The 26,225-nt window shown below is 51.2% G+C and carries 25 protein-coding genes; 9 read left to right on the top strand and 16 right to left on the bottom strand.

Translation table 11 applies throughout. The annotated features are described in order from the left end of the window. Window positions 1-50 precede the first annotated feature (50 nt). The 4 genes from HZU72_RS12355 to arfA all read left to right on the top strand — a co-directional run bounded on the left by HZU72_RS12355 (window position 51) and on the right by arfA (window position 4,019). Window positions 51-860 (top strand): formate/nitrite transporter family protein, encoded by an 810-nt coding sequence (locus HZU72_RS12355; RefSeq protein WP_008957727.1) that lies wholly within the window; start codon window positions 51-53, stop codon window positions 858-860. 233 nt (window positions 861-1,093) lie between these two features. Next, on the top strand, window positions 1,094-2,809 hold the full coding sequence (locus HZU72_RS12350) for a bifunctional protein-serine/threonine kinase/phosphatase (protein ID WP_180092374.1): 1,716 nt from the start codon (window positions 1,094-1,096) through the stop codon (window positions 2,807-2,809). A 102-nt stretch (window positions 2,810-2,911) separates the two neighbouring features. Beyond that, on the top strand, window positions 2,912-3,721 hold the full coding sequence (dkgB, locus tag HZU72_RS12345) for a 2,5-didehydrogluconate reductase DkgB (RefSeq protein WP_180092371.1): 810 nt from the start codon (window positions 2,912-2,914) through the stop codon (window positions 3,719-3,721). A gap of 124 nt (window positions 3,722-3,845) precedes the next feature. Next, entirely contained in the window at window positions 3,846-4,019 is a 174-nt protein-coding gene (gene arfA / locus HZU72_RS12340; protein ID WP_180092368.1) for an alternative ribosome rescue factor ArfA, read from the top strand. Between the two features lie 106 nt (window positions 4,020-4,125). On the opposite strand, the gene HZU72_RS12335 is transcribed toward arfA, so the two are convergent. Continuing rightward, a complete protein-coding gene (locus tag HZU72_RS12335) occupies window positions 4,126-4,374 on the bottom strand; it encodes a hypothetical protein (RefSeq protein ID WP_180092355.1) in 249 nt (82 codons plus the stop codon). A gap of 296 nt (window positions 4,375-4,670) precedes the next feature. Further along, on the bottom strand, window positions 4,671-5,384 hold the full coding sequence (locus tag HZU72_RS12330) for a response regulator transcription factor (protein WP_180092352.1): 714 nt from the start codon (window positions 5,382-5,384) through the stop codon (window positions 4,671-4,673). A gap of 166 nt (window positions 5,385-5,550) precedes the next feature. On the opposite strand from HZU72_RS12330, the gene HZU72_RS12325 reads away from it, so the two are divergent. Both HZU72_RS12325 and HZU72_RS12320 read left to right on the top strand, forming a co-directional pair. Then, complete coding sequence (locus tag HZU72_RS12325) at window positions 5,551-6,069, top strand: putative pterin-binding protein (protein WP_180092349.1); 519 nt, start codon at window positions 5,551-5,553, stop codon at window positions 6,067-6,069. An 18-nt stretch (window positions 6,070-6,087) separates the two neighbouring features. Then, window positions 6,088-8,331: a response regulator gene (locus HZU72_RS12320; RefSeq protein ID WP_180092346.1), complete on the top strand. Its 2,244-nt coding sequence runs from the start codon at window positions 6,088-6,090 to the stop codon at window positions 8,329-8,331. Here the strand turns inward: HZU72_RS12320 and HZU72_RS12315 are convergent. The 9 genes from HZU72_RS12315 to HZU72_RS12275 form a co-directional block, all read right to left on the bottom strand. Continuing rightward, entirely contained in the window at window positions 8,256-9,503 is a 1,248-nt protein-coding gene (locus HZU72_RS12315; protein WP_180092343.1) for an EAL domain-containing response regulator, read from the bottom strand. The genes HZU72_RS12320 and HZU72_RS12315 overlap by 76 nt on opposite strands. Window positions 9,504-9,640: 137 nt before the next feature. Continuing rightward, window positions 9,641-11,311 (bottom strand): methyl-accepting chemotaxis protein, encoded by a 1,671-nt coding sequence (locus HZU72_RS12310; protein ID WP_180092341.1) that lies wholly within the window; start codon window positions 11,309-11,311, stop codon window positions 9,641-9,643. Window positions 11,312-11,476: 165 nt separating this feature from the next. Next, window positions 11,477-13,339 (bottom strand): ABC transporter ATP-binding protein, encoded by a 1,863-nt coding sequence (locus HZU72_RS12305; RefSeq protein WP_180092338.1) that lies wholly within the window; start codon window positions 13,337-13,339, stop codon window positions 11,477-11,479. A gap of 128 nt (window positions 13,340-13,467) precedes the next feature. Next, window positions 13,468-15,075 carry a gamma-glutamyltransferase family protein gene (locus HZU72_RS12300; RefSeq protein ID WP_180092335.1) on the bottom strand — a complete coding sequence of 536 codons (1,608 nt, stop codon included), beginning with the start codon at window positions 15,073-15,075 and terminating at the stop codon, window positions 13,468-13,470. Between the two features lie 8 nt (window positions 15,076-15,083). Next, window positions 15,084-16,610, bottom strand: a complete 1,527-nt coding sequence (locus tag HZU72_RS12295; RefSeq protein WP_141439741.1) for a tripartite tricarboxylate transporter permease — start codon at window positions 16,608-16,610, stop codon at window positions 15,084-15,086. An 8-nt stretch (window positions 16,611-16,618) separates the two neighbouring features. After that, the gene (locus HZU72_RS12290) at window positions 16,619-17,116 is read right to left on the bottom strand and encodes a tripartite tricarboxylate transporter TctB family protein (protein WP_180092332.1); all 498 of its coding nucleotides are present in this window, start codon (window positions 17,114-17,116) and stop codon (window positions 16,619-16,621) included. 27 nt (window positions 17,117-17,143) lie between these two features. Continuing rightward, window positions 17,144-18,094, bottom strand: coding sequence for a Bug family tripartite tricarboxylate transporter substrate binding protein (locus tag HZU72_RS12285; RefSeq protein ID WP_180092329.1), 951 nt, complete (start codon window positions 18,092-18,094; stop codon window positions 17,144-17,146). A gap of 87 nt (window positions 18,095-18,181) precedes the next feature. After that, the gene (locus tag HZU72_RS12280) at window positions 18,182-18,712 is read right to left on the bottom strand and encodes a chromate transporter (RefSeq protein WP_180092326.1); all 531 of its coding nucleotides are present in this window, start codon (window positions 18,710-18,712) and stop codon (window positions 18,182-18,184) included. Further along, window positions 18,709-19,278: a chromate transporter gene (locus tag HZU72_RS12275; protein ID WP_180092323.1), complete on the bottom strand. Its 570-nt coding sequence runs from the start codon at window positions 19,276-19,278 to the stop codon at window positions 18,709-18,711. Before HZU72_RS12275 ends, HZU72_RS12280 begins: the two co-directional genes overlap by 4 nt. 181 nt (window positions 19,279-19,459) lie before the next feature. On the opposite strand from HZU72_RS12275, the gene HZU72_RS12270 reads away from it, so the two are divergent. Both HZU72_RS12270 and HZU72_RS12265 read left to right on the top strand, forming a co-directional pair. After that, window positions 19,460-20,155: a GntR family transcriptional regulator gene (locus HZU72_RS12270; RefSeq protein WP_180092320.1), complete on the top strand. Its 696-nt coding sequence runs from the start codon at window positions 19,460-19,462 to the stop codon at window positions 20,153-20,155. Between the two features lie 61 nt (window positions 20,156-20,216). Then, entirely contained in the window at window positions 20,217-20,771 is a 555-nt protein-coding gene (locus HZU72_RS12265; RefSeq protein ID WP_180092318.1) for a DUF1415 domain-containing protein, read from the top strand. Between the two features lie 168 nt (window positions 20,772-20,939). On the opposite strand, the gene HZU72_RS12260 is transcribed toward HZU72_RS12265, so the two are convergent. After that, window positions 20,940-22,397, bottom strand: coding sequence for a methyl-accepting chemotaxis protein (locus tag HZU72_RS12260; RefSeq protein WP_235976099.1), 1,458 nt, complete (start codon window positions 22,395-22,397; stop codon window positions 20,940-20,942). 60 nt (window positions 22,398-22,457) lie between these two features. On the opposite strand from HZU72_RS12260, the gene HZU72_RS24205 reads away from it, so the two are divergent. Next, the gene (locus tag HZU72_RS24205) at window positions 22,458-22,859 is read left to right on the top strand and encodes an antitoxin Xre/MbcA/ParS toxin-binding domain-containing protein (protein ID WP_180092311.1); all 402 of its coding nucleotides are present in this window, start codon (window positions 22,458-22,460) and stop codon (window positions 22,857-22,859) included. A 170-nt stretch (window positions 22,860-23,029) separates the two neighbouring features. Here HZU72_RS24205 and HZU72_RS12250 read toward each other — a convergent pair whose 3' ends face one another. The 4 genes from HZU72_RS12250 to HZU72_RS12235 all read right to left on the bottom strand — a co-directional run bounded on the left by HZU72_RS12250 (window position 23,030) and on the right by HZU72_RS12235 (window position 26,143). Next, entirely contained in the window at window positions 23,030-23,533 is a 504-nt protein-coding gene (locus HZU72_RS12250; protein ID WP_180092309.1) for a 3'-5' exonuclease, read from the bottom strand. A 418-nt stretch (window positions 23,534-23,951) separates the two neighbouring features. Then, window positions 23,952-25,532 carry an IS66 family transposase gene (tnpC, locus tag HZU72_RS12245; protein ID WP_180092307.1) on the bottom strand — a complete coding sequence of 527 codons (1,581 nt, stop codon included), beginning with the start codon at window positions 25,530-25,532 and terminating at the stop codon, window positions 23,952-23,954. A 45-nt stretch (window positions 25,533-25,577) separates the two neighbouring features. Further along, a complete protein-coding gene (tnpB, locus tag HZU72_RS12240; RefSeq protein WP_138799459.1) occupies window positions 25,578-25,934 on the bottom strand; it encodes an IS66 family insertion sequence element accessory protein TnpB in 357 nt (118 codons plus the stop codon). After that, window positions 25,931-26,143, bottom strand: a complete 213-nt coding sequence (locus tag HZU72_RS12235) for a hypothetical protein (protein WP_138799460.1) — start codon at window positions 26,141-26,143, stop codon at window positions 25,931-25,933. The genes tnpB and HZU72_RS12235 overlap by 4 nt, the downstream gene beginning before the upstream one ends. Between the last annotated feature and the right edge of the window lie 82 nt (window positions 26,144-26,225).

The following is a 26,225-nucleotide window of genomic DNA, read 5'->3' as shown; positions in this document are numbered from 1 at the left end:
CGCGTTTTGCTCTTATGACCTAGAAACCCACAACAAAGGAAACGCTCTCTATGTCCTACTTATTGCCTGCTGAATTTGCTACCAAGATGGTCGATGCTGGCGAAGCCAAACTGCACATGTCTACCCGTGATGCGCTGATTCGCGCCTTTATGGCGGGGGCTATTTTGGCCATCGCGGCGGTGTTTGCAGTGACCGTAGCGGTGCAAACCGGCTACCCGATTATCGGCGCCATCCTATTTCCGGTGGGCTTCTCGATACTCTATCTAATGGGCTTTGATCTGTTGACCGGGGTATTTGTGTTAACGCCCCTGGCGTGGCTGGATAAACGGCCTGGGGTGACGATTAATCGTATTCTCAAGCACTGGGGCATTGTGTTTATCGGTAATTTTGGTGGGGCATTAACGGTCGCCTTTCTCATGGCGATTGTGTTCACCTACGGCTTTAGCACCGAACCCAGTGAAGTAGGGCGGGTCATTGGTGAAGTAGGTGAAGGGCGCACCGTCGGTTACAAAGAGTATGGCGCTGGCGGCATGGCGACGATTTTTATTCGCGGCATATTGTGCAACTGGATGGTCTCGCTTGGGGTAGTGGGGGCAATGATCTCAACTACGGTGAGCGGTAAGGTGATTGCCATGTGGATGCCGATTATGCTGTTCTTCGGTATGGGCTTTGAGCACTCGGTGGTTAACATGTTCCTATTCCCATCCGGGCTGATGATGGGCGGTAACTTCTCGATTATGGATTACCTGATCTGGAACGAAATTCCGGTAGTGCTGGGTAACTTGATCGGTGGCTTGGCATTAACGGGCCTCACGCTCTACACCACTCACGTGCGTACCGCGCCCCAGAAAGCTTTATAGATGAATAGTAGTGACAGAAACTAAATGCCAAGCTTTCGCTACTGTGAAGCCCTAGGTTGATGATAAACATCGGAGCTATTGTTAGCCGAGGTCGGAAGCAACCCGTAGCGGGGGTCTTTCGCCATGGATGGCGAAAGTAGCGCCCATGGATGGGTCTACAGCGCCCCCGCGCAGGGTTGTTCCGACCGTTTGCAATGTTCGCTCCGGCGGAGGCTTTTTTTAGGGGAAGCATAATGGCAGCGCTGACCATTTCGCTCGGCCAGCACTCTGATAAAGGGCGCAAGCCAAGCAATCAGGATTTTTATGGCGCTTATCTACCCAGCGACCCACAGCGCGCCACCAAAGGCATTGCGATCGCGTTAGCGGATGGGATCAGCAGCAGTGAAGTGAGCCGAGAAGCGAGCGAAGCGGCAGTGGGCGGGTTTTTAACAGACTACTACGCCACCCCGGCCACCTGGGCGGTTAAAACCTCTGCCCAGCGGGTGCTGCAGGCCACCAATGCATGGCTTTATGCCCAAACCCGGCAGAGCCAGTATCGCTATAACCTGGATCGTGGCTATGTGTGTACTCTGAGCGCGATGGTGATTAAATCCACCACTGCGCACCTGTTTCACGTTGGTGATAGCCGCATCTATCAGCTCGCCGGCAATACGCTGGAGCCACTGACCGAGGATCATCGCTTTTGGGCATCCCGGGAAGTCAGTCATTTAAGCCGCGCCATGGGGGCCAGCCAGCACCTGGAGTTGGATTATTCCTCGGTAACGCTGAGTGTGGGCGATGTATTTGTACTCACTACCGACGGTGTTTATGAGTGGCTAACCGGCGCTGAAATGGCCGCGCTGATTCATGCTCATTGGGGCGATCTCGATGCGGCGGCTGAGGCGCTAATCGCGGCTGCCATCGATCATGGCAGCGATGACAACCTCACCGTGCAAATTGTGCGCATAGATTCGCTGCCTGAGCGCCACGCTAATGAGCTCTACGCGGCGCTGAGCACACTGCCTTCACCGTCTGAATTGCGCGTAGGAAGCGAGCTGGACGGCTACCGCATTGTGCGTCAACTGCATGCCAGCAGTCGCAGCCATGTCTACCTGGCGGAAGAGGTAGCGAGTGGCGAGAAGGTGGCACTAAAAACCCTCTCAACCGAGTTAAGCCAAGATTCGGCGAGTATCGAGCGGTTTGTGCGCGAAGAGTGGATTGCACGGCGCATCGATAATCAGCACGTGCTTAAAGCCCCCGCCCAAGAGCGCCCTCGCCACTACCTTTATACCGTGCTGGCGTATATCGAAGGGCAAACCCTGATCCAGTGGATGCGCGACCACCCCAACGCCGAATTAGCCAGCGTTCGTCCCATCGTCGAGCAGATTGCCAAGGGGCTGCGCGCTTTTCATCGTCTGGAAATGCTGCATCAGGATTTACGCCCCGATAACGTCATGATCGATAACCACGGAACGGTGAAGCTGATCGATTTTGGCGCTGCCAAGGTGGCGGGTCTTGCCGAAGAGGTCAATGCGACTAGCGACGACATTCTAGGTACTGCCCAGTACACCGCGCCGGAGTATTTTCTGGGTGAAGGTGGCACGCCCCGTTCGGATCAGTACTCACTGGCAGTGATTACCTATCAGATGCTAACCGACACGCTGCCCTATGGCACCGAGGTGGCCAAAACCCGCACTCGGGCAGCGCAGCATAAGCTTGCCTACCAATCGGCGCTTAGCGAGAACCGTGAACTGCCCGCTTGGGTAGATGAGGTGCTCAAAAAGGCACTACATCCCAATCCCCACAAACGTTTTTCGGCACTTTCTGAGTTTATCTTCGAACTACGCTCGCCAAGCCAAGAAATGCTAAAACGTGCCCAATTACCGCTGCTAGAGCGCGACCCGGTGCTGTTCTGGAAGGGGGTGTCGCTAGTGTTGGCGGTAGTGGTTATCGCTCTTTTATTGCGTTAATGGCACTACTGTTGATCAGGGAACAATAAACAACGGGGTTGAAGTGGGGCGGTCTCCACCCCATGTTAGTTAACACGCTATCAATAGAAAAGGACGTTAATGATGCAAAATGTGATGCCTAACCCTGGCTTTGGTACCTTTCGCCTGGAAGGCGATACGCTCAAGCAGAGTATCCACGCAGCGCTTGAGGCCGGGTATCGGCACATCGACACGGCACAGTTTTATGGCAATGAAAAAGGGGTTGGGGAGGCAATTCGCGACAGCAGCGTGCCACGCAGCGATATTTTCCTAACCACCAAGGTGTGGTTTGATAAGTTGGAGCCCGCAACACTTAAAGCTAGCGTGGACGAAAGTCTACAGAAATTAGACACCGATTATATCGACTTGGTGTTAATCCACTGGCCGTCGCCAGACAATGAAGTGTCGATGGTCGATTATTTAACGGCGCTAAAAGAGGTCAAAGCCGAAGGTAAGGCGCGCAATATCGGCATTTCCAACTTTACCATCGCACAGGTTGACGAAGCGGTTAGCATTCTGGGCAAAGGTGAGATTCTCACCAACCAGATCGAGGTTCATCCTTTCTTACAGAACCGTAAGCTAGCCGAGCACTGCGAGCAGCATGGCATTCAGGTTACTGCCTTTATGCCCCTGGCCGTGGGCAAGGTAATGGATGACCCGACCCTTAAGCAGATCGCCGACGCATATAACGTCACGCCCGCGCAAATTGCCCTTGCTTGGGTAAAACAGCGCAATATGATTACGATTCCTTCATCGACCAAGGCGCGTAATATTCAAAGCAACATTGCCGCCTTTGATTTGGTGCTAAGCGACAGTGAAATGGCTGAAATCGCCAAGCTGGATCGTGAAGACCGTATCGCCAACCCGGAAATTGCGCCTGCCTGGGATGAGTAAAGGGAATGCATAACCAGGGCTTGAAACGTTAAACGATGGACGCTATTAGATGAACTTCAAATAATAGCATGTGTCATAGTGGATGCCTGCCTGGGCAGGCATCTTTAAAAGAATGGAGAAAACGATGAAACCGCGCAAGATAAAAGACAATGCGTTAAAAGCGCAGTTGCGGACGCCAATGTTTAAAATGCAGCAACAAACACCTAAAAAAGGCAAAGGCAGCTACTCCCGTAAAGGACGTATCACTAAGCAAGAAGCTAACGTTGGAAATAGGCAGGGATATAGCCAAGCCGCATGAGACACGTTTTTGTGCTCAACAGCTTGGCTATATCTCTGTCATTACATTCTTATAAGCCCTGAATTCAATAAAACGCCCCGACCACTGCCTATGGCCGGGGCGTTGGCTATACCAAACTACTCCCACAGTGTGGACACGTTTCGTAGGCGTCGCGGGTTTCAGCCTGATGGCGTTGGTTGCGCTGACTTGGTTCCTCTACGCCGTGAATGGATACCAGCTGGCCCTGCTCCCAGCGTAAGCCGATATCTTTTAACAGGTGCGGGTCATGAAAGCGCGGATCTTCGTAAAAGCGCCGCTGGTTACGATAGTGAGTGAAAGCGCTGAGTAGTTTGCGGGTAATGGTTGCGATTGCCATGGGGTCGGTCTCCTGGGTTAGGAGGCCGGGCAACATCGCGATCAGGGAGTCTCGAAGGTAACGATAAAACAACATGGCCGCGACACCTGCCGCGGCCAGTTTTTTCTCTACATCTCTGGCGCGCGACAATAAAAAACTGATACCGCATTATTAATAATGCGATGCAGCTTATTCATTCGTTTCGCGGGGATTTGCCAGTGCATGAGAATAACTCTGAAAATGTTTCGTTAATAAAAAAGAACTGCCCCTTAAAGGGGAGCTTTTATGTTTTAACCGATGCTTATATGAGCGTCAACCTATTTAACCGTTTCCTTGGGTGTGGTGATTTGGCAGGCTTCCATTCGATATCCCGATTGGTAAACGCTACGCAGGCGCAGACCATGACGCCCATCCAGTTCCAGCTTGCGGCGTAGGCGGCTTACATGCGTATCCACGGTACGTGTCGATACATCCCCTTTAATACCCCACACCAGCTCTAGTAAGTGCGCACGGGTAATTAGCTCACCAATTTTAGAGAAAAACAGCGCAGCTAACCTATATTCCCGTTCGGTTAAATCAATGGCGTTACCCGCCACGCTGATGTAGTGCTCTTCGGTATGCAGGCTAAAGGTGTTGGGGCAAGCCGGTGCTGGGCGCGGTGTGGCATAGCCAGAGCGCCTACCTAACGCACTCACTCTGGCAATCAGTTCACTGGGGCGAAGGGGCTTGGCGAGAAAATCATCGGCGCCTTGCTCCAGGGCTTTAACAACATCGTCTTCGCCCTGACTGGCGGTAACAAACAGGATTGGGCCGCGCCAACTTTCGTGCTGCCGGAGATGAGCAATCACATCCATACCGTCGCTGTCGGGAAGTCGCCAATCGATAATCAACAGGTCAAAGGAGCTCTGCTGCGTCGCGCGGCGGAGCTCGCTGGAGCGACTAAACAGCGAGACTTGGTGCTCTGCTGTAAGTAGACACTGCTCAATAAAAGCCTGTTGATCGAGGTCATCTTCAAGTACGCCAATATGCATGGTGGTTTCCCGTATTATCGTCTTATAAACGTCACACGCGCAGAAGCGGCAAACTCATACGTTAAGTTTAGTTGATGATGATGCGTTGACACAAAGGTTCACAGTTAACCCACCGATGGCCGATATACAATGCTTGCACTCTTAACGATTAGCACTGAGGTGAAGCATGATACGTCGTCTTCTGGTAGATAAATTCGCGGTCTTCATCGTCGCGGCGGGGCTTGCCTGGCTGTCGACCCACGCTATCGCCCTCGAGCCACCTAAAGGCACTGTGATATTGGTGGTAAGTGGTAATGTAGGCCAGGCAAATGTGGGGGATGAGGCCCATTTTGACAAAGCGATGTTGGAGGCCTTGGCGCAGCACGAAACAATTACTCATACGCCCTGGTACGATGGCGCAGTAAGCTTCTCTGGCCCATTGGGGCGAGCCATATTGGAAGCCGCTGGTGCTGAGGGCGAAAGTATTCGAGTAGTGGCTCTCAATGAGTATGCGTCGACGATACCCGTCAGTGACTTTGAGAATTACGATGTCATTCTTGCTATGCAGGCGAACGGCCAGGCACTGCGTGTCCGCGATCAGGGGCCGCTATTCGTTATTTACCCTTTTGACCAGCACCCTGAACTTTTGAACGAAGAGATTCTTATGCGCTCGGTGTGGCAGGTGGCTCGCATCGACGTTGAATAAAATAACCGGATACTTGCCATGCTGGCCTTCTTGAAGTTCTATTTTTCCCGCAGCGCCAGGGTCGCTACATTCTCAGCGATCCTTTTTTTTCTTTCCGCGCTAACCACCGGTGGGGTTATTTATAACCGTCAACATGCGCTGGAGAATCGACTGCTCGAAAACCTGCTTTGGGCCGGTTACCAGTTTGATCGTGAGGTACGCGAGTTTCGGTTAACGCTGCTTGAAGCAAGATCTGATAATGCCACCGTTGATGACATGCTACTACGATATGAAATCCTATTTAGCCGGCAATCACTTTTCTTTCAAGGTGAAATCGGCAAGGTCGTGGCTAAACTGGAAGGCGTTGAGGAGGTCGCTCGACAGAGCGAAGTATTGATTTTAGAAATGGAAGCGTTGCTAGAGCCGCTCTGGGAGAACCCTTCTGAATTAAATAGCGCCTTGATAGCTACCCTCTTGGAGAAGTCGACAAGCCTCCAGCAGTCCACCAGCACCATCCTTATTGAAACCAACGCTCACGTCTCGCACATGCGCAGCGCGGAGCGCCGGATACTGACGAACTTATACGGTCTGGCACTGCTGCTGATAACGCTGCTCATGTTTTCAGGAGGAATGTTGGTTCGCGCATTGATTCTGGCAGGACGCTCGAGTGATCGGAAGGCTCAGGCATTAGAAGCCAAGGGCAAAGAGCTGAATGAGGCAGCCAAGCAAGCAGAGAAAGCGAGCCTGGCAAAATCTGAGTTTATGGCGGTGATGAGCCATGAAATTCGAACCCCGTTAAATGGCGTCGTGGGGATGGCGGATTTGTTAAGCGAGGAGGTTAAAACAACAAGTGCGGAGACGTATTTAGCCGCCCTTAAGCGTAGTGCGGAGAGTCTACGCGCGGTGATCAACGATATTCTCGACTACACCAAAATTGAGTCGGGGCGCCTCGACCTGGATATTCAGCCGTTTGATCTTCACCAATGCATCGACCAGCTTTGTGAAAGCTATACCCTCCGAGTACCGAAGACGAAGGTCACCTTTAGTTACGCTATCGACCCGGCGCTGCCCCGTTATGTCCGGGGAGATATCGCGCGGCTGCGCCAAGTCATGATGAACTTAATCAATAATGCCTTGAAGTTCACGGAAGAGGGGTTCGTCAAATGCCAGATAAAACCTCTTGGGGACGATAAGATTCTTATGGAGGTACACGATACCGGCTGTGGTATCGCGGAGACGGATCAAGCACAGCTGTTCTCGGCATTCTCGCAAGTGGATACCTCTATGGCACGCCGTCATGAAGGCACAGGGCTTGGGCTCGCAATCTGTAAGCGGTTGGTCGGGGCCATGCAGGGCGAGATAGGCGTTAACAGCCAACAGGGGCTCGGCAGTCGATTCTGGTTCACCGTTAGCCTGCCGGAAACCGAACCTTTGGCCGTATATAAAAGCGGTGAACACCAGCGAGCAATGACCCCCCATCACCATATCTTGGTGGTAGAGGATAACCCGCTAAATCAAACGGTGGCACGCGTCATGCTTGAGCGTCTTGGTCAACAGGTGACGGTTGCAGAGAACGGCCAGGAAGCGCTCGATCAGTTGAAAGCAGACCATGGTCGATTTGATTTGGTGTTAATGGATATGCAGATGCCTAAGCTCGATGGCACGGAAACCACCCAGCGCTGGCGTGATTATGAAGCTGTGCATCAACTGCCTAAGTTGCCCATAGTGGCAATGACCGCCAATGTAATGCCTGAGCACCGCGAACGCTGCATGCAAAGCGGCATGGACGATATGATCCATAAGCCGTTTACGCGCGATGAGTTGCATCAGGTGATTTGCCGCTATCTGTTAAATGATGAAAGCGTTGAATCTGTCAGCATTCACGCTACCGTTTCTATTAAGAGCCCCGAATCGCTGGGCGGTAGCGCTGGGGCAGTGCAGGTGCTCGATAAGCGTCTTTGCGAAGAGCTGCAAAGTACCTTTGAACCTAAGGCACTGGATACGCTGCTGACCACGTTTTTAACACGGCTTGATGAGCGTATCGCTCGCCTTAACGCCTACTGGCAATCAGAGGATCGAAAAGCCTTGTGCCAAGAAGCCCATTCACTAAAAGGCGCCGCTTCCTCTCTAGGCTGTGCTGCGATTGCTGAGCAAGCAAGCCAATTGGAGCAAACAGCGCTAGCAGCGCCAATGAATGAGCTAGTCATTTATGTGGAACGATTGGCGGTACTGCAAACCTCGACACGGCAGGCGTTACAGCGAGCAAGCATGCTCTCATTCTGAGCAGACATTACGTGGGTTTGTGAACGCTCACACATCCAGGCGCTAAAGGCACCCGCGGTGAGTGGCCGAGAAATAAAGTACCCCTGACCCACCGCGCAACCTGCTTCGACCAACATGTCATGTTGTGCCGCTGTTTCGATCCCCTCGGCGACTACCGTTAGTCCAAGCCGCTTGCCTAATTCGATAATCGATATGGTTATCGCAAGGGCGTCTTTGTCCTGGTCGATTCGAGAGACAAAACTGCGGTCAAGTTTGAGCTCGCTGAAAGGCAACCGATAGAGTTGTGTCAACGAAGAGTGGCCGGTGCCAAAATCATCTAACGCCAGTTTACAGCCCCTTTCTCGCAATGCTTTAAGCACATAGCTTGCGTAGCCCAAACACTCTACGCCTACCGTTTCAGTCAGCTCTAGAGTAATACGGCTAAGTACGGCTTGATGCTGTTGGGTGATCTGATCAAACACTTCGAGCATGCCTTCTTCTTGAATAAAGGCCGCCGTTATATTGATCGAGAGGTTTAAGTTCCACCCCTGGGATAGCCATTGGGCTTGTTGCTGTAGGGCAAGGTCTATGACATACCAAGTGAGTGGGATCAACAGCCCACTCTGCTCTGCCAAGGGGATAAAGCAATCCGGGTACAGTACTCCACGCTCAGGGTCTTGCCAGCGAACTAGCGCTTCAACGCCAATTACCTGGCCTGGATGAGGCGCGGATTGAAGATCGACTTGGGGCTGAAAGGCGAGAAACAGCTGTTTTTCACGTATAGCCTTCGCTAAGTCACGGCTTGTGGGCGATTTATGGGCTGATTGTAACGGTTCAAGGAAGAGTACTAGGTCGTTGAGTAGCTTGGCTTTGGGCAGAAAGCCAAGCATGTGAAAGCCCATTGCCTTACCTGCTGTAATGACACTTGCTGCGGTCTCTTCCGAGCAACTGCTGATCAATAGAATTGATGCTTTTAGGTGCAAATCGTATAGATAATTGAGAATATCCAGGCCCGTAAATTCGCCAAGCCCAAAATCAAGTAGGATGAGTTCGGCATTCAGTAGCGCTGGCTGTCGCGCGAGTTGCCCTAGGCTCCCTGCTGTAACGACATCATACCCCTGCTGGCGTAATAACATCTTACCCAGCAATTGCACATCAAGATCATCATCAATAATTAAAGCATTCGACAGCATAGAGGTTCCTTTGATGCCCCATACTCTTAACGATTAGTTATCGATTTGCGCGATAGTTCGAAAGGACATTGCTTTAAAGCTAAGTGGTTAAATTCCTTGGGCCCATATAAGCCCAAGGAAGCATAGAGGCAGGCTACTTAGAACGACTCCCACTCAGGCTGCTGGGGACTCGCCAGCCGACGTGGAGATGCAGGCGAGGGCTTATTCGCAGTAGAGTCCAGTGCTGTTCGGACAAGCACTGGTTGCTCGTTAGCATTGCTTAGCTTAAAAGCTCCCACTAGCGCGCCCAGTCGGTCGGCTTGTTCTCTTAGTTCCGCCGCCGCAGCGCTGGACTCTTCCACCATGGAGGCGTTGTGTTGGGTCATGCTATCCAGTTCGTTGACTGCATCATTTACTTGGCCGATACCCACACTCTGCTCTTTAGCACCGGCACTGATCTCAGCAATCACGTCAGCCACACGCTCGATGCTTTTTACCATCTCCTGCATGGTGACGCCGGTTTGTTTCACTTGGTCAACGCCTACCTTGGTGCGACTTAACGACGTATTGATCAGAGTGGCAATGTTTTTAGATGCATCACTTGAGCGGCTGGCCAATATACGTACCTCTTGGGCAACTACCGCAAAGCCTCGGCCATGCTCGCCTGCGCGGGCGGCTTCTACAGACGCATTCAGCGCCAGGATATTGGTTTGAAACGCGATGCTATCAATAAGGCTGACGATGTTACTGATTTCAGAGGAAGAGTCGTTAATCGTATCCATTGTCTGCTCAACGCTGTGCATTGAGTGCAAACCCTGTTGAGCGAGATCCCGGGTTGAAAGCGCCAGTTGGTCAGCCTGCTGGGCAGAGTCAGAGGCGTTGTTGACCACTGCTGCAATTTGCTCCATCGAAGCAGAGGTTTGCTGTAAATTCGCAGCAGCTTGTTCCGTGCGTGCTGCTAGTTCCTGACTGCCTTTAGCAATTTCACTTGACGCATGTTGAAGACTCATCGTACTGCTGCTAACTGACTGAAGCGTATCGTCAATGCGCTTAATAAAGGCATTGAACTGTTGTGCCAATTCACCAATTTCATCACGGCGTTGGCTCTCAATCCGTGCGGTTAAATCACCATCGCCTTCGGTAATCTCTTTAATACGCCCACTGATTTGGCGGATAGCCCGCGACATCATTAACGGCCCTAATAGTGCAGTAAGCGTTGCCGCAATAAAGATGATTAATGCAACAATAATAGTGGATGTTTGCTGCACTTGAATTCTATCAACCACCGCTGCTTCTGCTTGATAAGTGGCTTTCTCAATATTTATTCCCGATACATCATATATATCACGCAGTGCATTAAAGTCGTCTAATGATGAACTGGATAGCATCGTTAATGCTGCTGCGGTATTGCCGCTTTGGTGCAGCTCAAAAACATGCGTTGCCTCTTGTTTCCAATCGCTATACAGCGTTTCAAAGTTAGCTAGTTGCGTGGTTAGCTCTGGGTGATTCTGCATCAGTTCGGCATAATGACTCATGTGGTCATAAGCCTGTTGAGCATTCTCTTCAAACTCGGCGATTAGCGCTGTTGCTTGCTCGGAGCTGGGGTCAGATAACAGATACTCAATCTCAGCAACGCGTGCTTGATAAAGGTCACGGTCGCCGTTGAGTGTGGCTGAAGTCGCTGGAATATAGTTGGTGATAAACGTATCCAAACGGCTTTTTACCATGTTAACCAGCAGTGCATCGGCTACCACAATAACCAGTAGTGCTAATGCAACGCTGATAAAGGCAAGAGCATACTTAACTTTTATCTGATGAAGACGGTTCATATGTGCCACTCCTGTAGTGTAAAACCATGAGAGCACATTACCTTTAAAGCATTAGAAAGGTCGACGGCTTTGTAACGCTTGTGACTTTTGTTCACGTTCGAGGTTTTAATTAGCGTAATAATAATTTAAGAATGACTATAGTAAGAATTGTTAATATTTAAGTGACTATTTATAACCCGCCGCCTGGAGCTGAAATAGCTTCGCATAGCGGCCTGCAGTGGCCAGGAGTTCTTCATGGGTGCCGCGTTCAATAATATGTCCTTGATCAATAACCAGAATGAGATCAGCGCTGCGTACTGTGGAAAAACGGTGGGAGATCAATATCGCCATTTTATCACGGCTGTGCTCGCGAAAGCGGGCGAATATTTCGGCTTCAGCGGCGGCATCCATGGCAGCGGTAGGTTCATCCAGTACCAAAATGTCCGCGTTTTCGCGCATATACGCTCGGGAGAGGGCAATTTTCTGCCACTGGCCACCGGAGAGCTCTTGGCCATTTTTAAACCAGCGGCCCAGCTGGGTTTGATAGCCGCTGGCCATGCGTGTAATAAACTCATCCGCCATACCGTGACGAGCGGCGTTCTGCCATCTTTCTTGGTCGTTAAAGGCATGAGTATCGCCGACACCAAGGTTTTCGCCCACCTGCAACTGATAGCGCACGAAGTCCTGAAAAATCACCCCGGTGCGTTCGCGTAGTGCTTGGGTACTCCAATCCCGCAGGTCGCTACCATCTAACAGAATCCGGCCTTGGGTCGGGTGGTAGAGCCGCGTGAGTAGTTTGATAAGAGTAGTCTTACCCGAGCCGTTTTCGCCTACCAAAGCCAGGCTTTGCCCAGGGCAGAGATGCAGCGAGATATCGTGAAGAACCGGATCTTGGAGAACAGAGTCGCCGCCAGGGTAGGAGAAGCTAACGTGTTCAAAGCGTAACCCGTCACCGGGCAGTGCCCCCTGAGTTAGCGTACCGTTCTCTCCCTCCACTGGTTGCTCCAGATACTCATAAAGATTGGAGAGGTAGAGGTTATCCTCGTACATGCCGCTGATCGCGGTGAGGCTTGCGGAGAGCGCGGCCTGTCCTTGCTTGAAGACCATCAGGTACATGGTCATCTGACCCAGGGTAAGCGCCCCGGCAATCGTTTCAATCACCACCCAGCCGTAGGCTAAGTAAAAGGCTAAGGTGCCCAGCAAACCGAGCAGAAACCCCCAGCTTTCCCGGCGTAGTGTGAGGCGGCGATCCTCAGCAAACAATTTGGTAAAAATATCCCGGTAGCGCTTGAGAAACAGCCCCTCAAGGCCAAACAGTTTGACCTCTTTAATGCTGTCTTCCCTGGCCAGTACTGTCTCTAAATAGATCTGCATACGGGTTTGCGGTGAGCGCCAGCGAAACAGCCGGAAGGCATCACCCGAGAATTTGGCCTCCGAGATAAAGACCGGCAGGGCGCCAGCAACTAAAATCAGCAGTGCCCAAGGGGAAAACTGCACCAGCAGTACGCCGAAACTGCCCAGCGAGATTGCATTTTGCAGCAGCCCAAAGGTTTTATTCACCAGCGCAAGCGGGCGCGTAGACGCTTCACGCCGTGCTCGCGTGAGCTGGTCGTAAAGCTCTGAGTCTTCGAATTGACTGAGTGACAGCGTGCCCGCTTTTTCCAGGATCATCACATTGACCTTCTGCCCCAGCAGCGCACGCAGCAGTGACTGTTGGGCCGAAAGGCCACGCTGGGCCAGAGCAATGAGCGCAATGATCACGGCTTCGAACCCCACCAGCGTTAGCACTGGCGTAATGGATACTAGTAGGTTGGGATCAGTGGCTGATCGATGGGCCTCCATAGCACTTACCACCCCATCCACAATCAATTGACCCACCCAGGCCGCCACGGCAGGCAGAACCCCTGCGACCAGCGTGCACAGGGCCAGCCCAAGCATCATCCAGCGCGAGGTTTCCCAGACTAAGCTAAGTGCACGTCGGCTATAGCGAAATACGCCAAAAAAGCCGCTTAGTGGTGAGGAAGTCGATTCAGAAGGTGGTGGAGACATAGTTAGGCTGGCAAAAAGTACCGACGAAAAAAGAGTGCCATGATGCGGTGGTTGAGCGTGGATAGCCAGCTCAGCCGCCGGTTGCCTTCAACGGCAACGCGACGGAGACCCAGTTTAGTGGTGAGATATTACCAGGGGAGCACAGCCCCATCGGTGCGTGGCTCGGTGCCCCCTTGGAGTACGCCGGTGTCAGGATCGCGCAGAATGATTTGGCCACGGCCAAAGCTGATTGAATCGGCGACTTTAACGATGTCGTGGCCGCGGCGTGCCAGGGCAAGCGCTAAGTGATTGGGGAAGTCGGCTTCAACTTCGATGGTTTTGCCTTTGGTCCATTTCCAACGCGGCATATCCAGCGCCGCCTGAGGATTCAGTTGATCCTCAAGCATCGCCGTTACCACCTGCACATGGCCCTGGGGCTGCATATAGCCACCCATCACGCCAAACGGCCCAACGGCTTGGTTATCTTTAGTAATAAAGCCTGGGATGATGGTGTGGTAGGTGCGCTTGCCGGGGGCTAGTGCGTTGGGGTGCTGCGGGTCGAGGGAGAACGACCAGCCACGGTTTTGCAGGCTAATGCCAGTACCCGGCACTACGATGCCAGAGCCAAAGCCTTCAAAGTTGCTTTGAATGAATGACACCATATTACCTTCATCATCAGCGGTTGCCAGGTAAACGGTGCCCCCCTTTAATGGATTGCCATGAATGGGGTCAATGGCGTCTTGGCCAATAAGCTCTGCGCGTTGCGAAAGGTACTCATTCGATAGCATCTGCTCAACGCTCGGTTGCATAGATGAGCGTTCAGTAATGTAGTTTAAGCCGTCTACGTAACCAAGTTTTGTAGCCTCTATCCGGCGGTGGATAGTGTCTATCTGATCATTTGACTGTTCGCCTAAAGATTCAAGAATACCCAAGGCTTGAAGCACAATTAATCCGCTGCCGTTGGGAGGAATTTCCCAAATATCATGGCCGCGATATCGGACACTTATGGGTTTGACCCATTCTGGTGTGAAAGCTTGTAAATCTTCTTTGCGTAAGAAGCCGCCATGCTGACGTGAAAAGGCATCCATCGCATTCGCTAGGCTGCCTTGATAAAACGCATCCGCATGGCTATTGGCAATTTCACGCAGCGTTTTTGCCATATCAGGAGAGCGCCAAATATCGCCTGCTTTGGGAGCCTGCCCATTGGGAGTGAAGTGCGTAAACCAGGAGGAAAATTCATCTGTCCCGTATTTTCCATAACGCTCTTCTGCACTTTTCCAGAGTTGGCTGGCTACTGCTGATACAGCAAAACCTTCGTCAGCTAATTCTATTGCTGGCGCTAACAGCTGCTCAAAAGGCAGTTTACCAAAACGCTTTGAAAGCGCTGCCCAGGCGCCTGGCGCACCGGGTACTGTGACTGGCACTAATCCATGGGCGGGCATTTCCTCATGACCCAGGGCCTTGACGGCATCACATGAAATACTCTTTGGCGCAGGGCCGCTAGCATTGAGGCCATGTAGCTCACCTTTTACCCACACAAGAGCAAAAGCATCGCTACCAATACCATTAGAGGTTGGCTCAACGACGGTTAAAGCAGCAGCTGTAGCAATGGCAGCATCAATGGCATTGCCACCTTTTCGTAACATATCTATGCCGACTTGTGCAGCAAGCGACTGAGACGTAGCGATCATTCCACGTTTTCCAAACGTGACCATACGGCGTGAGGCGGAAGGGTAATAGTGTGGGTCAGTATGCATTGTGATTCCTATTTAGATGTAGCATCTAGACGGTGAGCCATTAGGCGGCGCTGTTTCATATAGCTATAAATACTGTAAATCACAGAAACAACCGCCAGTGTAAGCAGCAGCGCTGATATTGGCCGAGTGAAGAAGAGCGTCCAGTCAGTGCTTGTCTGGAAGGCCCGTCTTAAGTTGGTTTCTGCTATAGGGCCCAATACAACGCCAAGTACAAGAGGTGCTAGCGGATAATCCAGTTTTTTAAGCAGATATCCCACTGCACCAATGCAGGCAAGTAGATAAAGGTCGGATAAGCGGTTGTTCAGGGTGTAAGTACCAATTGCACAGCAGGCTAATACAACGGGAACAACAATATACTTAGGTACATTTAGTAGGCGTAAAAAAGCCCTCATTAAAATAACGCCTATTAACAGCATGAAGACAGAAGCTATCGCCATGGCAATAAACATGCTGTAAACCAAGTCGGGATGATCAAGTATTAAGCGCGGGCCAATGCTGATGCCGTGTACCATGATGGCTGCCATGAGAACTGCATCGGCGGGAGACCCTGGTATGCCTAACGCTATCAATGGTATTAAGCTGCCGCCTACCGTTGATGAGTTGCCTGACTCAGAAGCAACAACGCCCTGTGGTTCACCCTTACCAAAAGTTTCTGGGTGCTTAGACGCTCGTTTAGCTTGGTCGTAAGCTAATAGATTAGAAATTGAGCTACCTGCACCGGGTACTGCACCAATAAACACACCGAGCAATGATGAGCGTATAACATTGGCGGGCTTCAATAAGATGTCTTTTATGGTTTGCCAAAGGTGAGGGCGCATATCTCCACTGATTAATGCGCCAGAAGAGGGCTGTTTGTCTCCGGCGGCAGGCTCTAATTCGGAGAGTAGCTGGCTCATGGCGTACATGCCTATTAATACAACCAGGAACGGTATGCCCGCGGTCAGGATTTCATAGCCAAAGGTAAAACGCTCGCGCCCCATGAGTGGGTCAGGCCCAATAGTGGCGATGCCGATCCCGATTAGACCCGCGATTAGTCCCCTGATAAGAGAGTCACCCACTAGGCTTGCTATGACAGTCAAAGCAAAAATAATAAGCGCAAAATATTCCCAGGGTCCTAACTTAACCGCTAGAAGCGCGAGTGGAGGCGCAGCCACGATCAGCACAGCAATAGAAATAATAGAGCCCACGAATGAAGCAAATAATCCCAAGGATAGTGCTTTCCCAGGATGACCTTGTCGAGCCATAGGGAAGGCATCAAAGGTGGTTGCAACTGATGAGGGCGTGCCTGGGATGCCCAGCAGAGCGGCACTAAATAAGCCACCGCTTAGTCCACCTACGTAGACAGATAGCATGACCGCAATGCCCTGCATGGGAGGCATGGCAAATGTAAGAGGCAACGTAAGGACTATGGCCATGGTAATCGTAAAGCCGGGTATTGCGGCGGCAACAATACCTGCAAAAGTCGCTACTGCCATGAGTAATAGCGTATAGGGCTCGGTCACGCCCCCTAGCGCTACGAGGAAAGCATCAGTCATAGATCACATTACCATTGAGCACGAGGAAGGTAGATGTTGAAGGCCTCAGAAAATAAATAGTAAGGCCCAGCAGAAAAGAGAATGGCGACGAAAATGGCAAGCACTACGGTAGTAGCCTTCCTGGGGGCTAGGTAAAGCTGTGTAGTAAGCAGATACACAAAAGTGCTGATAATAAATCCAGCAATAGGCATTGCTATCATATACACAGTAAATAGCACCAGGTTGATGATGACGGCTTTAAGTGCGGTTAGTCTTCTCCAGGCAATGCAAAAGGTTGTACGCGGTAAGCCGTGTTTGGAGAGTTCAAAGATAACTGCCATGCCGCATAAAATTGCAATACTGAAAAAGATAATTTGTGGGAAAGTACCTGCACTCATGGGTTCCCAACGAGAGGCCGGCAATGAGCCGGCCTTGAAGGCCATGAATAAAGCACCGAGGGCGATGAAAAGGTAAGACAGCACTTGTAACGCCGGGATTAGAGCTGTCTCTGCGCTTCTGCGCTCCATAAAAACCTCCTAAAGCACAACGTTACCTTAATTAAGGAGGTGGGCGTTGTTTTCAATGAACTCATTATTACGCTCTAAATAAGCGGTATAGTCTTCTCTGTTAAGGTAACGCACTGTGCCGCCTACATTCCCAATGTCGGTTTTAAATCCTTCACTATTAGCGACATTTTTAAGCGCACTTTCCAGTGTTGAAACGACCGACTCGGGTGTTCCTTTGGGCACAACAACCCCACGAGTAACTAAAAACTCAAGATCATGCCCCAGTTCTTTAAGTGTAGGTGTATCAGGCAGCTCTTCAATGCGTTCAGAAGTAGCCGCTGCTAACACGTTCAAATCGCCATTTTCTACGAAGGCGCGTGCTGAGTAATAGTCCTCTATAGCCACTGTGATATGCCCACCTGCGAGCGCACGTAACCTCTCTCCAGTCCCTTCATACCCCACATAGCCGAACTGAGTGCCCGTGGATTCTTCAAATTGCACTGCCCATAAGTGTGGGATACCACCTAATGTAACGCCCATCCGATACTCACCTGGGTTTGAGGTGACATCTTCGAGCATGTCATCGAGTGTTTCCCAACCAGTATCGGCATTTACTACGATGGCCGAGTTATCGCTGGTCATCATGGAAACGACATCAAAATCGTCCCAGTTGAGGTCTGTCACCCCCGAATGATGCGCGATCAGCAAACCTTCATGTATTTGCGAAATAGTGTATCCATCGCTATCTCGGCGGGAGGCTTCACGCAGTCCTACCGTTCCACTTGCTCCAGGCATATTAATCACAGGCACCGCTTGGCCTAACTCTGTTTCAAGATGTTTGCTTACCAAACGCATTAGCAAGTCGCTGCCGCCACCTGGCCCCCAGGGCACAATAAATTCGATTGGCTTTTCAGGATAATTATCAGCAGCTGTTGCAAAGGCGGGTATAGAAAGTGCTGCTGCTAAGGCGGTGGTAGTGAATAGCGATTTAAGTGTCATTGTTTACCCCATTGATCCATGAATTGTTGTGAGTTTTGGCGTGTTGAGTGGTGTTACTTATAAGTTTTTGTAAAGTTTGAGTTATCTTTACGGAATAATAAGCCCTCCATAAACCAGGGCGCCCATAACCACAAAGGCGGGGTGCGTGTTAAAGCGAATCAGTGCTATAGCGGCGGCTGTGCCAATGATCAGGGTATGAATCGCTCCGCTGGTATCAAGGCTTTCGAGCAGAAATCCCAAGGTAAGCCAGGCCATCATCATGGCGATGACTGGGCGCACCCATTGGCTCATGCGCTTCACCCGAGGGGAATCACGATGACGGTAGAGCAACCCTAACGCGCCTAACATGAGTAGCAGCGTAGGGATCACTGTGGCAGCCACTGCGATGAAGGCACCACCAATACCGGCTACTTCATAGCCCACATAGCCGGCCATTTTGGTAGCAATAGGGCTAGGTAAAGCATTGCCGAGGGCTAATGTTTCCGCGAAGGTTTGTGCGGTCATCCAACCATAACGGCCAACCACTTCGGCCTCAATCAGTGGAATAATGGCCGGGCCGCCGCCATAGCCGATAATGTTCGGGATAAAAAAGGCTAAGAAGAGATCCCAATAAATCATGCCGTCCCCTCCGCTTTTTTCTTACCGGTAGGGCGCAGGAGGGCAGCAAGTAGAATGGCGCCAATCACCCAGCCTGGGTGAATGCCAAGCCAGTAGATTAGCCCGGCGGCAATGATGGCCATTGCAATGCTGACCAGCCAGCCAAGAGCGGCCTGGGATTTATCAAAAAAGTCCCAGGTGAGCTGCGCCATCATCACCATGACCACCGGCACCACGGCTTGGCCCATGCCGCGAATCCAAGTCACATCGCGGTAGCGACTGAAAATGCCTAACATGACAATCATCGCCACAATCATCGGGACAATAATAGCAATGACGGCCGCAATACATCCGACGACTCCACCTACACGATAGCCAATATAGCCGGGCATCTTGGTGGCAATGGGGCCGGGTAAGGTATTACCAATCGCCAATACATCGGCGAATTCCTCATCGGTGAGCCAGTGGTGACGGGTGACGACCTCGGCGCGCACTAATGGGATCATGGCGGGGCCGCCACCGAAACCAAAGATGCCGACGCGGAAAAAGGCCCAGAAAAGTTGCCAGGAGGTGGCGGGTGGTGTCATTGATGCATATCCCGCGAAGCCAAGGAGGAGGAGATCAGAAGCATACCTAGACCTTATTTATCGTTTGTAGGTTAAAAAATCGATTATCTTGTCTAAAATAGAATATAGGTAGTGCCCGACCCAACGTCAACAGTCAAAACAGAATGGACAGCGGGAGCTGAGATGAACAAAGGACATCGTGATGAATAATTATCTACCTACGTCAGCCAAGTCAGTAGGGCCAGTGGGGCCAGCAGGTACCGCATCAAGTCGTGTGTTTGATCATTTACGCAAGGATTTGGTGGGTGGGCGTTTTGTGGCCGGTGAAAAGCTCGCTATCAATGCGCTCAAAGAGCGCTATCAAGTCGGTTTGAGCCCACTGCGAGAAGCGCTCAATAGATTGGCGGCTTATGGGTTGCTAGTGCAGGAGAACCAGCGCGGCTTTCGGGTGCCAAAGCTATCGCGGGATGAATTGGATGATATTGCTCAAATGCGCCTGGAAATGGAAGGGATGGCGCTAGAGCGAGCTATTGCCAACGGTGACTCGCTTTGGGAGGCCGATTTGCTTGCCGCTGCGCATCGCCTGAAACGGGCCGATATAACCCTGGATAAAGGCGAAGAGTGGGAGCATCTGCATACTCAGTTCCACCGCACCCTAGTGGCGCCGTGTGGGTCAGTCTGGTTATTGCGTTTTATTGAGCAGTTACATGACCAGTTTGATCGCTACCGACGTTTGGGGCCAAAAATGCCGACGATACGCCAAGAGCTGGACGAGCAGCATCATCAACTGGTGGAGCTGGCGCTGCAGCGGGATGCTAAAGCAGCGCGTGAATTAATGGACGACCATATCCATAAATCCTATGAAGTCGCCTTGAAGCGCTACCAAGAGCATATGTAGTTGGTAAACTGCTGCGCACAGTGTGTCGGTCATCGCCGACCCGATAAGTAAAGAGGGTGCTATGTACGCAGATAACCAAATAGTTGCGCAAACGCTGAACTGGGTGCGCACCTTCATTGTCGCCCACGATATTTGCCCGTTCGCTCAGCGGGAGCTAGCGCGTGAAGCCATCCGCGTTGAAGTTGTGCGCTCTAAAAAAATTGAAGTGGCGCTTGAAGAATTGATGGTCGAGGTAGAGTGGCTGGATGAACACCCTGAAACTGAAACGACGCTGCTGGTATTTCCAACGCTTTTTAAAAGCTTTGATCACTACCTGGATTTTGTTGAGCTGGCTGAAAGCATTCTTGTTGATCAGGGATATGAAGGAGTCTATCAGCTCGCCACCTTTCATCCCGATTACTGCTTCGACGGGGCTGAGCCCGATGACGCTGCCAACTATACCAACCGCTCTCCCTATGCCATGGTGCATCTGCTACGTGAAGAGAGTGTTGAAAAGGCGATTGAGTTTTATGGCGATACCGACGCGATTCCTGAGCGCAATGTCGCTAAGTTAACGGCGATGGGCAGCGACGCCGTTGAGCAGCAGTTGCAGCACTGTTTTGACGTGAGCGACTAAGGCTTGTGAACCACTCGCTGATGTTTGCCTTTGCTTTTAGCTGCATACAGGGCGTCATTCGCAAGTTGTATTCTGTCGATATTTGCATTTAACGAGCCGCTAATTTTTATGACATGGAGCGGAAGGCCAATGGAAAAAGGGCCAGCCAAGCTGGCCCAAAAGCGTGAATTAAAACTCTTCCCAATCAGGTGTGGCGTTGGGCAGTTTTCTAGCTGAATAAGCGTTAGACGCTGCAAGTGCCTGCGGTGATGAAGAGGCGCTGGGGGTTTCCGAGCCACCGTGCGCTACGCGCTTAAGTTTGAAGGTCGTGACTAACTCGGCCAAACGAGTAGCTTCATCCTGGAGTGAGGCTGACGCGGTGCTGGTCTCTTCAACCAGCGATACATTTTCCTGGGTCGCCGAGTCCATCTGGGATACGGCTGTGCTGACTTGGCTAATGCCCGACTCCTGCTCCTTTGCGGCGAGAGCAAGCTCTTGCATCATTTCCGTCACTTTACGAATAGCTTCGTTGATCTCTGCCATATCATGGCCATTTTTCGCTGCTTGTTCCGCACCGACAACAATACGCTGTGAGATATCTTCAATCATGGTGCGTATTTCTTTCGATGAGGTGGAGGTCTTTGTTGCTAATGAACGAACTTCGCTGGCCACCACCGCAAAGCCTCTGCCGTGCTCGCCAGCCCGGGCAGCTTCTACCGATGCATTCAACGCCAGGATATTGGTTTGAAAGGCGATCGAGTCAATCACCTGAATAATGTCATGGACTTTGTGCGAGGTCTCTTCTAATTCCCGCATCAGTAGGCTGGTGCGTTCAGATGCCTGCTTACCACTATTCGCCTGTTGCGCGGCGTCCTGGGTCAATTGCTGTGCTTGACCGGCAGTGTCTGCGTTTTGCCGCACAATCGATGAAATTTCATCCATGCTCGCGGCGGTTTGCTGCAAAGCTGCGGCTTGTTGTTCTGTGCGTGAGGCGAGGTCTTGGCTGCCGCTGGCAATTTGCTTTGAACTAGAGGCGACGGCTTCGCTACTTTGATTGAGCGTACCGATCATCTCTTCCAGGCGCCCCTGCATATCCTCCATGGCACCATAAAGACGGCCGATCTCGTTACGCCCTAGGTCGTCGATATGACTGGTCAAATCCCCCTTTGCAATGTTTTCGCAAATGCTGACTGCCCGCTGTAGGGGGCTGATGACGAGCCGATTAATCATTATTTGTACCACAATATAGAGCACAATCGCGGTTAAAATGAGAACGCCTACGGTAATACCAAAAATGATGCTGTCGCGCTGTGCTTCCGAGAGAACCTGGTTGCCTCTGCTCAGTGCATAATTATTAAAATTACTGATCGCAGTGCTAAAGCCGGAGAACTTCTGATTCATGGGATCACGGTATTCGTCCAGCGTCTCATAGCGCTCGTTGGCTAAATCACTTCTTAAGGTGTCAGTGACAATAAGGTGGTAACTATCGACAATTGCATCGATCAGTGGGCGACGCTCGGAACCAGCCGGGAGTTCAAGGCGAGAGAGCTCTGCAATACGCTGGTCAGATTTCTCCAAACTCGCCAGTGCGTCTCCCAGCGCCTGCTCAGCGTAGTTTTCGTTGCCATTGCGGTAGTGCTGTGACATGCGCTCTAGCCTGACCCGCATTTCCATTAGATTTGTTTCTGCACGATTAGCAGCACTCACTTGNGGCTGAGGTACTATGAGAAATCCAGGCTAGGCGCTAGCGATAGAATAAGTTTAGATGTAATTATTAGACAAGGACTCCCACTATCTGCGCTCGATAAACTCGAAACCTACGGGTTTAGCGCTGAAGAACTTGGCATTGTAAGTTCAAGTGTTATTAAGCGTAGATTAGCTCAAGGTAGAAATCTTACTATTAACGAGGGGGATCATCTTTATCGCGCTAGTTTAGCAATCCTACTTGCAAATTATGTATTCGGAAATCAAAAAAAAGCGAGCATTTGGCTTCTAAAACCTCGAAAAGCGCTGCGTGGAAGAACTGCGCTGCAGGCTACCGAGACTACGCCGGGCTTACAAGCTGTTGAGGTATTACTTGAACGACTTCGCCACGGGTTTGCCGCTTAATAATTAGCTAGCTTTGGTGTTATAAGATTACAGCATAACAAACTGAGATTTTGTATTTTTAATTTATAAATAATTTAATAAACAATGTCTGCATACATTTCAAGGAAATAAAAAATAACACTTTAAATAAAAAGTAATAATAAGATAAATCTTGATAACCATTATTTTGGTCATATTTGGTAACTACTTACCACTGCCTCCGCATAGCGAGCCGCATCTGATTGAGCACGATGTGGTATTGGTAAGTCTTTGAGTATAGTTTTCATAGAAGCCATATGCTCGTCGCTTAGTATTTTATGTAATTGATAAATGTCTGCCAACTTAAAAGAAGGTTCCTTACCGGATGCCTCATAAAGTTTTTTTAACCAGAAATAATCTGTATCTAATGCGTCACAAAATACAGTTTCAAATCCTAACATATCATTCAGCTTTTCAGCAGCATCAATGATGTGTAAACCATGTTCTATAATTTCGTCACGAGTGATACCATGTATAGCTTCAGCCAATGGATCCCAATGATCCCAACCCCGAAAAGGACGTATGAGAAATCCTTCATTATTTCCAAAAGTATCAGCCCAGCCAATTTCTATTGGATAACTAGATGGCTGTTCTAGACCAGACGCTTCGATATCTAAAAAAGTAATGAACGGAATGTTAGTGCTTAGTATATCCATTATATTTGCATCGCTCCTTGCTCGGTTTAAAAAACTTACGTCAATGTATTTATCTAGCAAGAGAATTTTAAGACATTCATTCGCGCTTTAAACCCTATGTGCTCTTCATATTGATTTTACTGTGCGTACATTATCGATTCTAGTCATTTTCTCAAACGCTCTTCGTTGCAGTATATACTGAGTTTTAACTAAATAGTGTTTGAGGACCGGCCATGACCGCCCATACCATGTAGCTATTCAGTTATAGCGCACCGCTACTATCGATGAGATGCCGAAGCATTAAAACCTTAACTCAGTAGGACAGGTGCGTCTGAATAAACTTGTTTCGTGTTGGCTATACCTTTATTTTTTTTTTCNTGCACGATTAGCAGCACTCACTTGGTAAGCGCTCCAATAACCCCATCTAGGCAGTCATTGCCTAGACCGGTAAGGTCTCTTTCCACTGCCAGGGCAGTAGCGTGTTGAGGTCATCGTCGTTGAGAGAGGGTAGCGTCTCAAAGACGTGCTGTAAGTAGTCGTAGGGCGAGAGGCCATTGGCTTTGGCGGTTTCGATCAGGCTGTAGATCGCCGCACTGGCCTGAGCGCCGCTCGGTGTGTGACTGAACAGCCAGTTTTTACGCCCCACCACGAACGGACGGATGGCGTTCTCGGCCAGATTGTTATCCAACGGTATCACGCCATCGTCCAGGAACCGAGTCAGGCGTGGCCACTGGTTGTTCAGGTAGTGCAGGGCTTTCCCCAGAGCACTTTTGGGCAGTACCTGGGCCAGTGACTTATCGAGCCAGGTGCGCAGTTGATCGATTAATAGTCGGCTCTTCTGCTCACGCAGTGCATGACGCGCTTCGGGCTCAAGGCCCTTCGCCTGTTTTTCCACGCCGTACAGCTTACGGATCTGGTTCAGCGCCCAGTCTGCCTTGCCGGTTTTACCTTTAGGCTGCACTTTTTGCGCCTCGACGAACTTACGCCGTGCATGCGCCCAACAGCCCACATGGGTGATCCCATTGCGGCGCACCACCTCAGCGTAGCCTTCATAGCCATCGGTGACCAAACAACCCGCATAGTCGCCCAGCAAGCGCACGGGCACTCGTCCGGCGCGGCTGGCATCATAATCGAACAAGACCACCTGTTGGCCCGGCGGCCCGCCGCGTTGTACCCACATGTACGAGGGGGCGCTGGCTTTACGGTCGGCTTCTTGATTGACCTGGAGCGTTGTTTCATCCATGTGAACCAAGGGGGCGCTGAGCAGGTGCCTGCGTAATGTATCGATCAGCGGAGCGACACGCTCGCCTGCTTGCACCATCCAGCGGGCCAAGGTGTTGCGGGGAATCGCCGCGCCATGGCGGGCAAAAATCTGGCTCTGCCGATACAGTGGCAAGGCATCTTGGTACTTGGCGGTGGCGACATAGGCCAGCAGCGTGGCGCTGGCATTGCTTTTAGGCAGTAACTTGGCGGGTGCCGGGGCGATCTTGACGCCGTCTTCGCAGGTTCGGCACGCATACTTGCGTCGCACATGACGGATCACCTCGACCCGGGCGGGTACCACGTGAAGTTCTTCGCTGACCTCTTCGCCGATCATCGTGAGTGCGGTGCCATCGTCCTGGCAGTGGCGGGCCTCTTCAGGTAGTTCATGCACCACCTCAACCCGTGGGAGTTCAGGGGGCAATGCGACCCGGCCACCCCGTTTACTGCGTTTCGGCGGTGCAGCGGATTCAGCTTCATCATTGCCTGCTGTGCCTGTATCGCCGTCTTCTTCGTCAACCGCCACTTCGGCTTCATTGATCAGTAGGTCGCGCTGATCGACGCGGTACTTCTCGGTGGAGGGGCCGAACGTGCGCTCCAGGGCCAGCCGGAACTGCTCATACAGTGATTGTTTGGTGGCTGCCCACTGGGCTTCCTTTTTCTCCATCAGGCGGTGAAGCTGCGCGATCTCTTCCTGCTGCGCCTGTACTTGGCGTTGCAGTTGAGAGACGGCATTTGAGGAAGCAGCAGCGTTTTTCATGCCGCCTATTTTACCAAAAACGCCGACAGAATAGGAGTAAGAAAGTTAACCAACCTGCTGAAAGTCCAACGCTTTGTGGGGCTGCATGGCCTTTAAGTTAACGCCATCCAGCAGCCAGTTAAGTTCCTGGCCAGTTAACGTGACGGTGTCGCCTTCCAGGTGGGTTGGCCACTTAAATCGCTCGCGCTCCAGACGCTTGTACCACACCACAAAGCCGTTACGTTCCCAGAACAGTAACTTCACCTTGTCGCGTTGACGGTTACCGAACACAAACAGCGCCTTATCGAACGGATTTAGCGCCATGGCTTCTTGAACCAGCAAGGCCAATCCATCGATTTGCTTACGCATATCCACGGGTTCGCGGCATAAGTACACCTTCAGGTCAGCACTCGGGCGGATCATGTCGCCACCTCCACTGTCACAAACCGCGCGGGACGACAACGCGGTGGTACCGGCACCCCTTGTACACTTAGCCGCCTCTCCCATGCCAGCAGGTCAGCGAGGCTTAACGCCTGGGAAGCGGCGTAGTCACTTAACGGCATGTTCTGCGCTGAGGCACAGTAAAGATGACCCAGCCAAAAGGCGCGGGTAGGGTTGAGTTCACAGGTCATGGTGATCTCCAAAACCAACAAGAGATCATTAGTGTGAAGAGGCGTAATTAGCTTGAGTAGATGGGTTTGGTGGCTCGCTTAC

Source organism: Vreelandella sedimenti, from assembly GCF_013416325.1.
GTDB lineage: Bacteria > Pseudomonadota > Gammaproteobacteria > Pseudomonadales > Halomonadaceae > Vreelandella > Vreelandella sedimenti.
The sequence above is the reverse complement of the archived record's forward strand: the minus strand, read 5'-3'. Positions and strand labels throughout refer to the sequence as shown.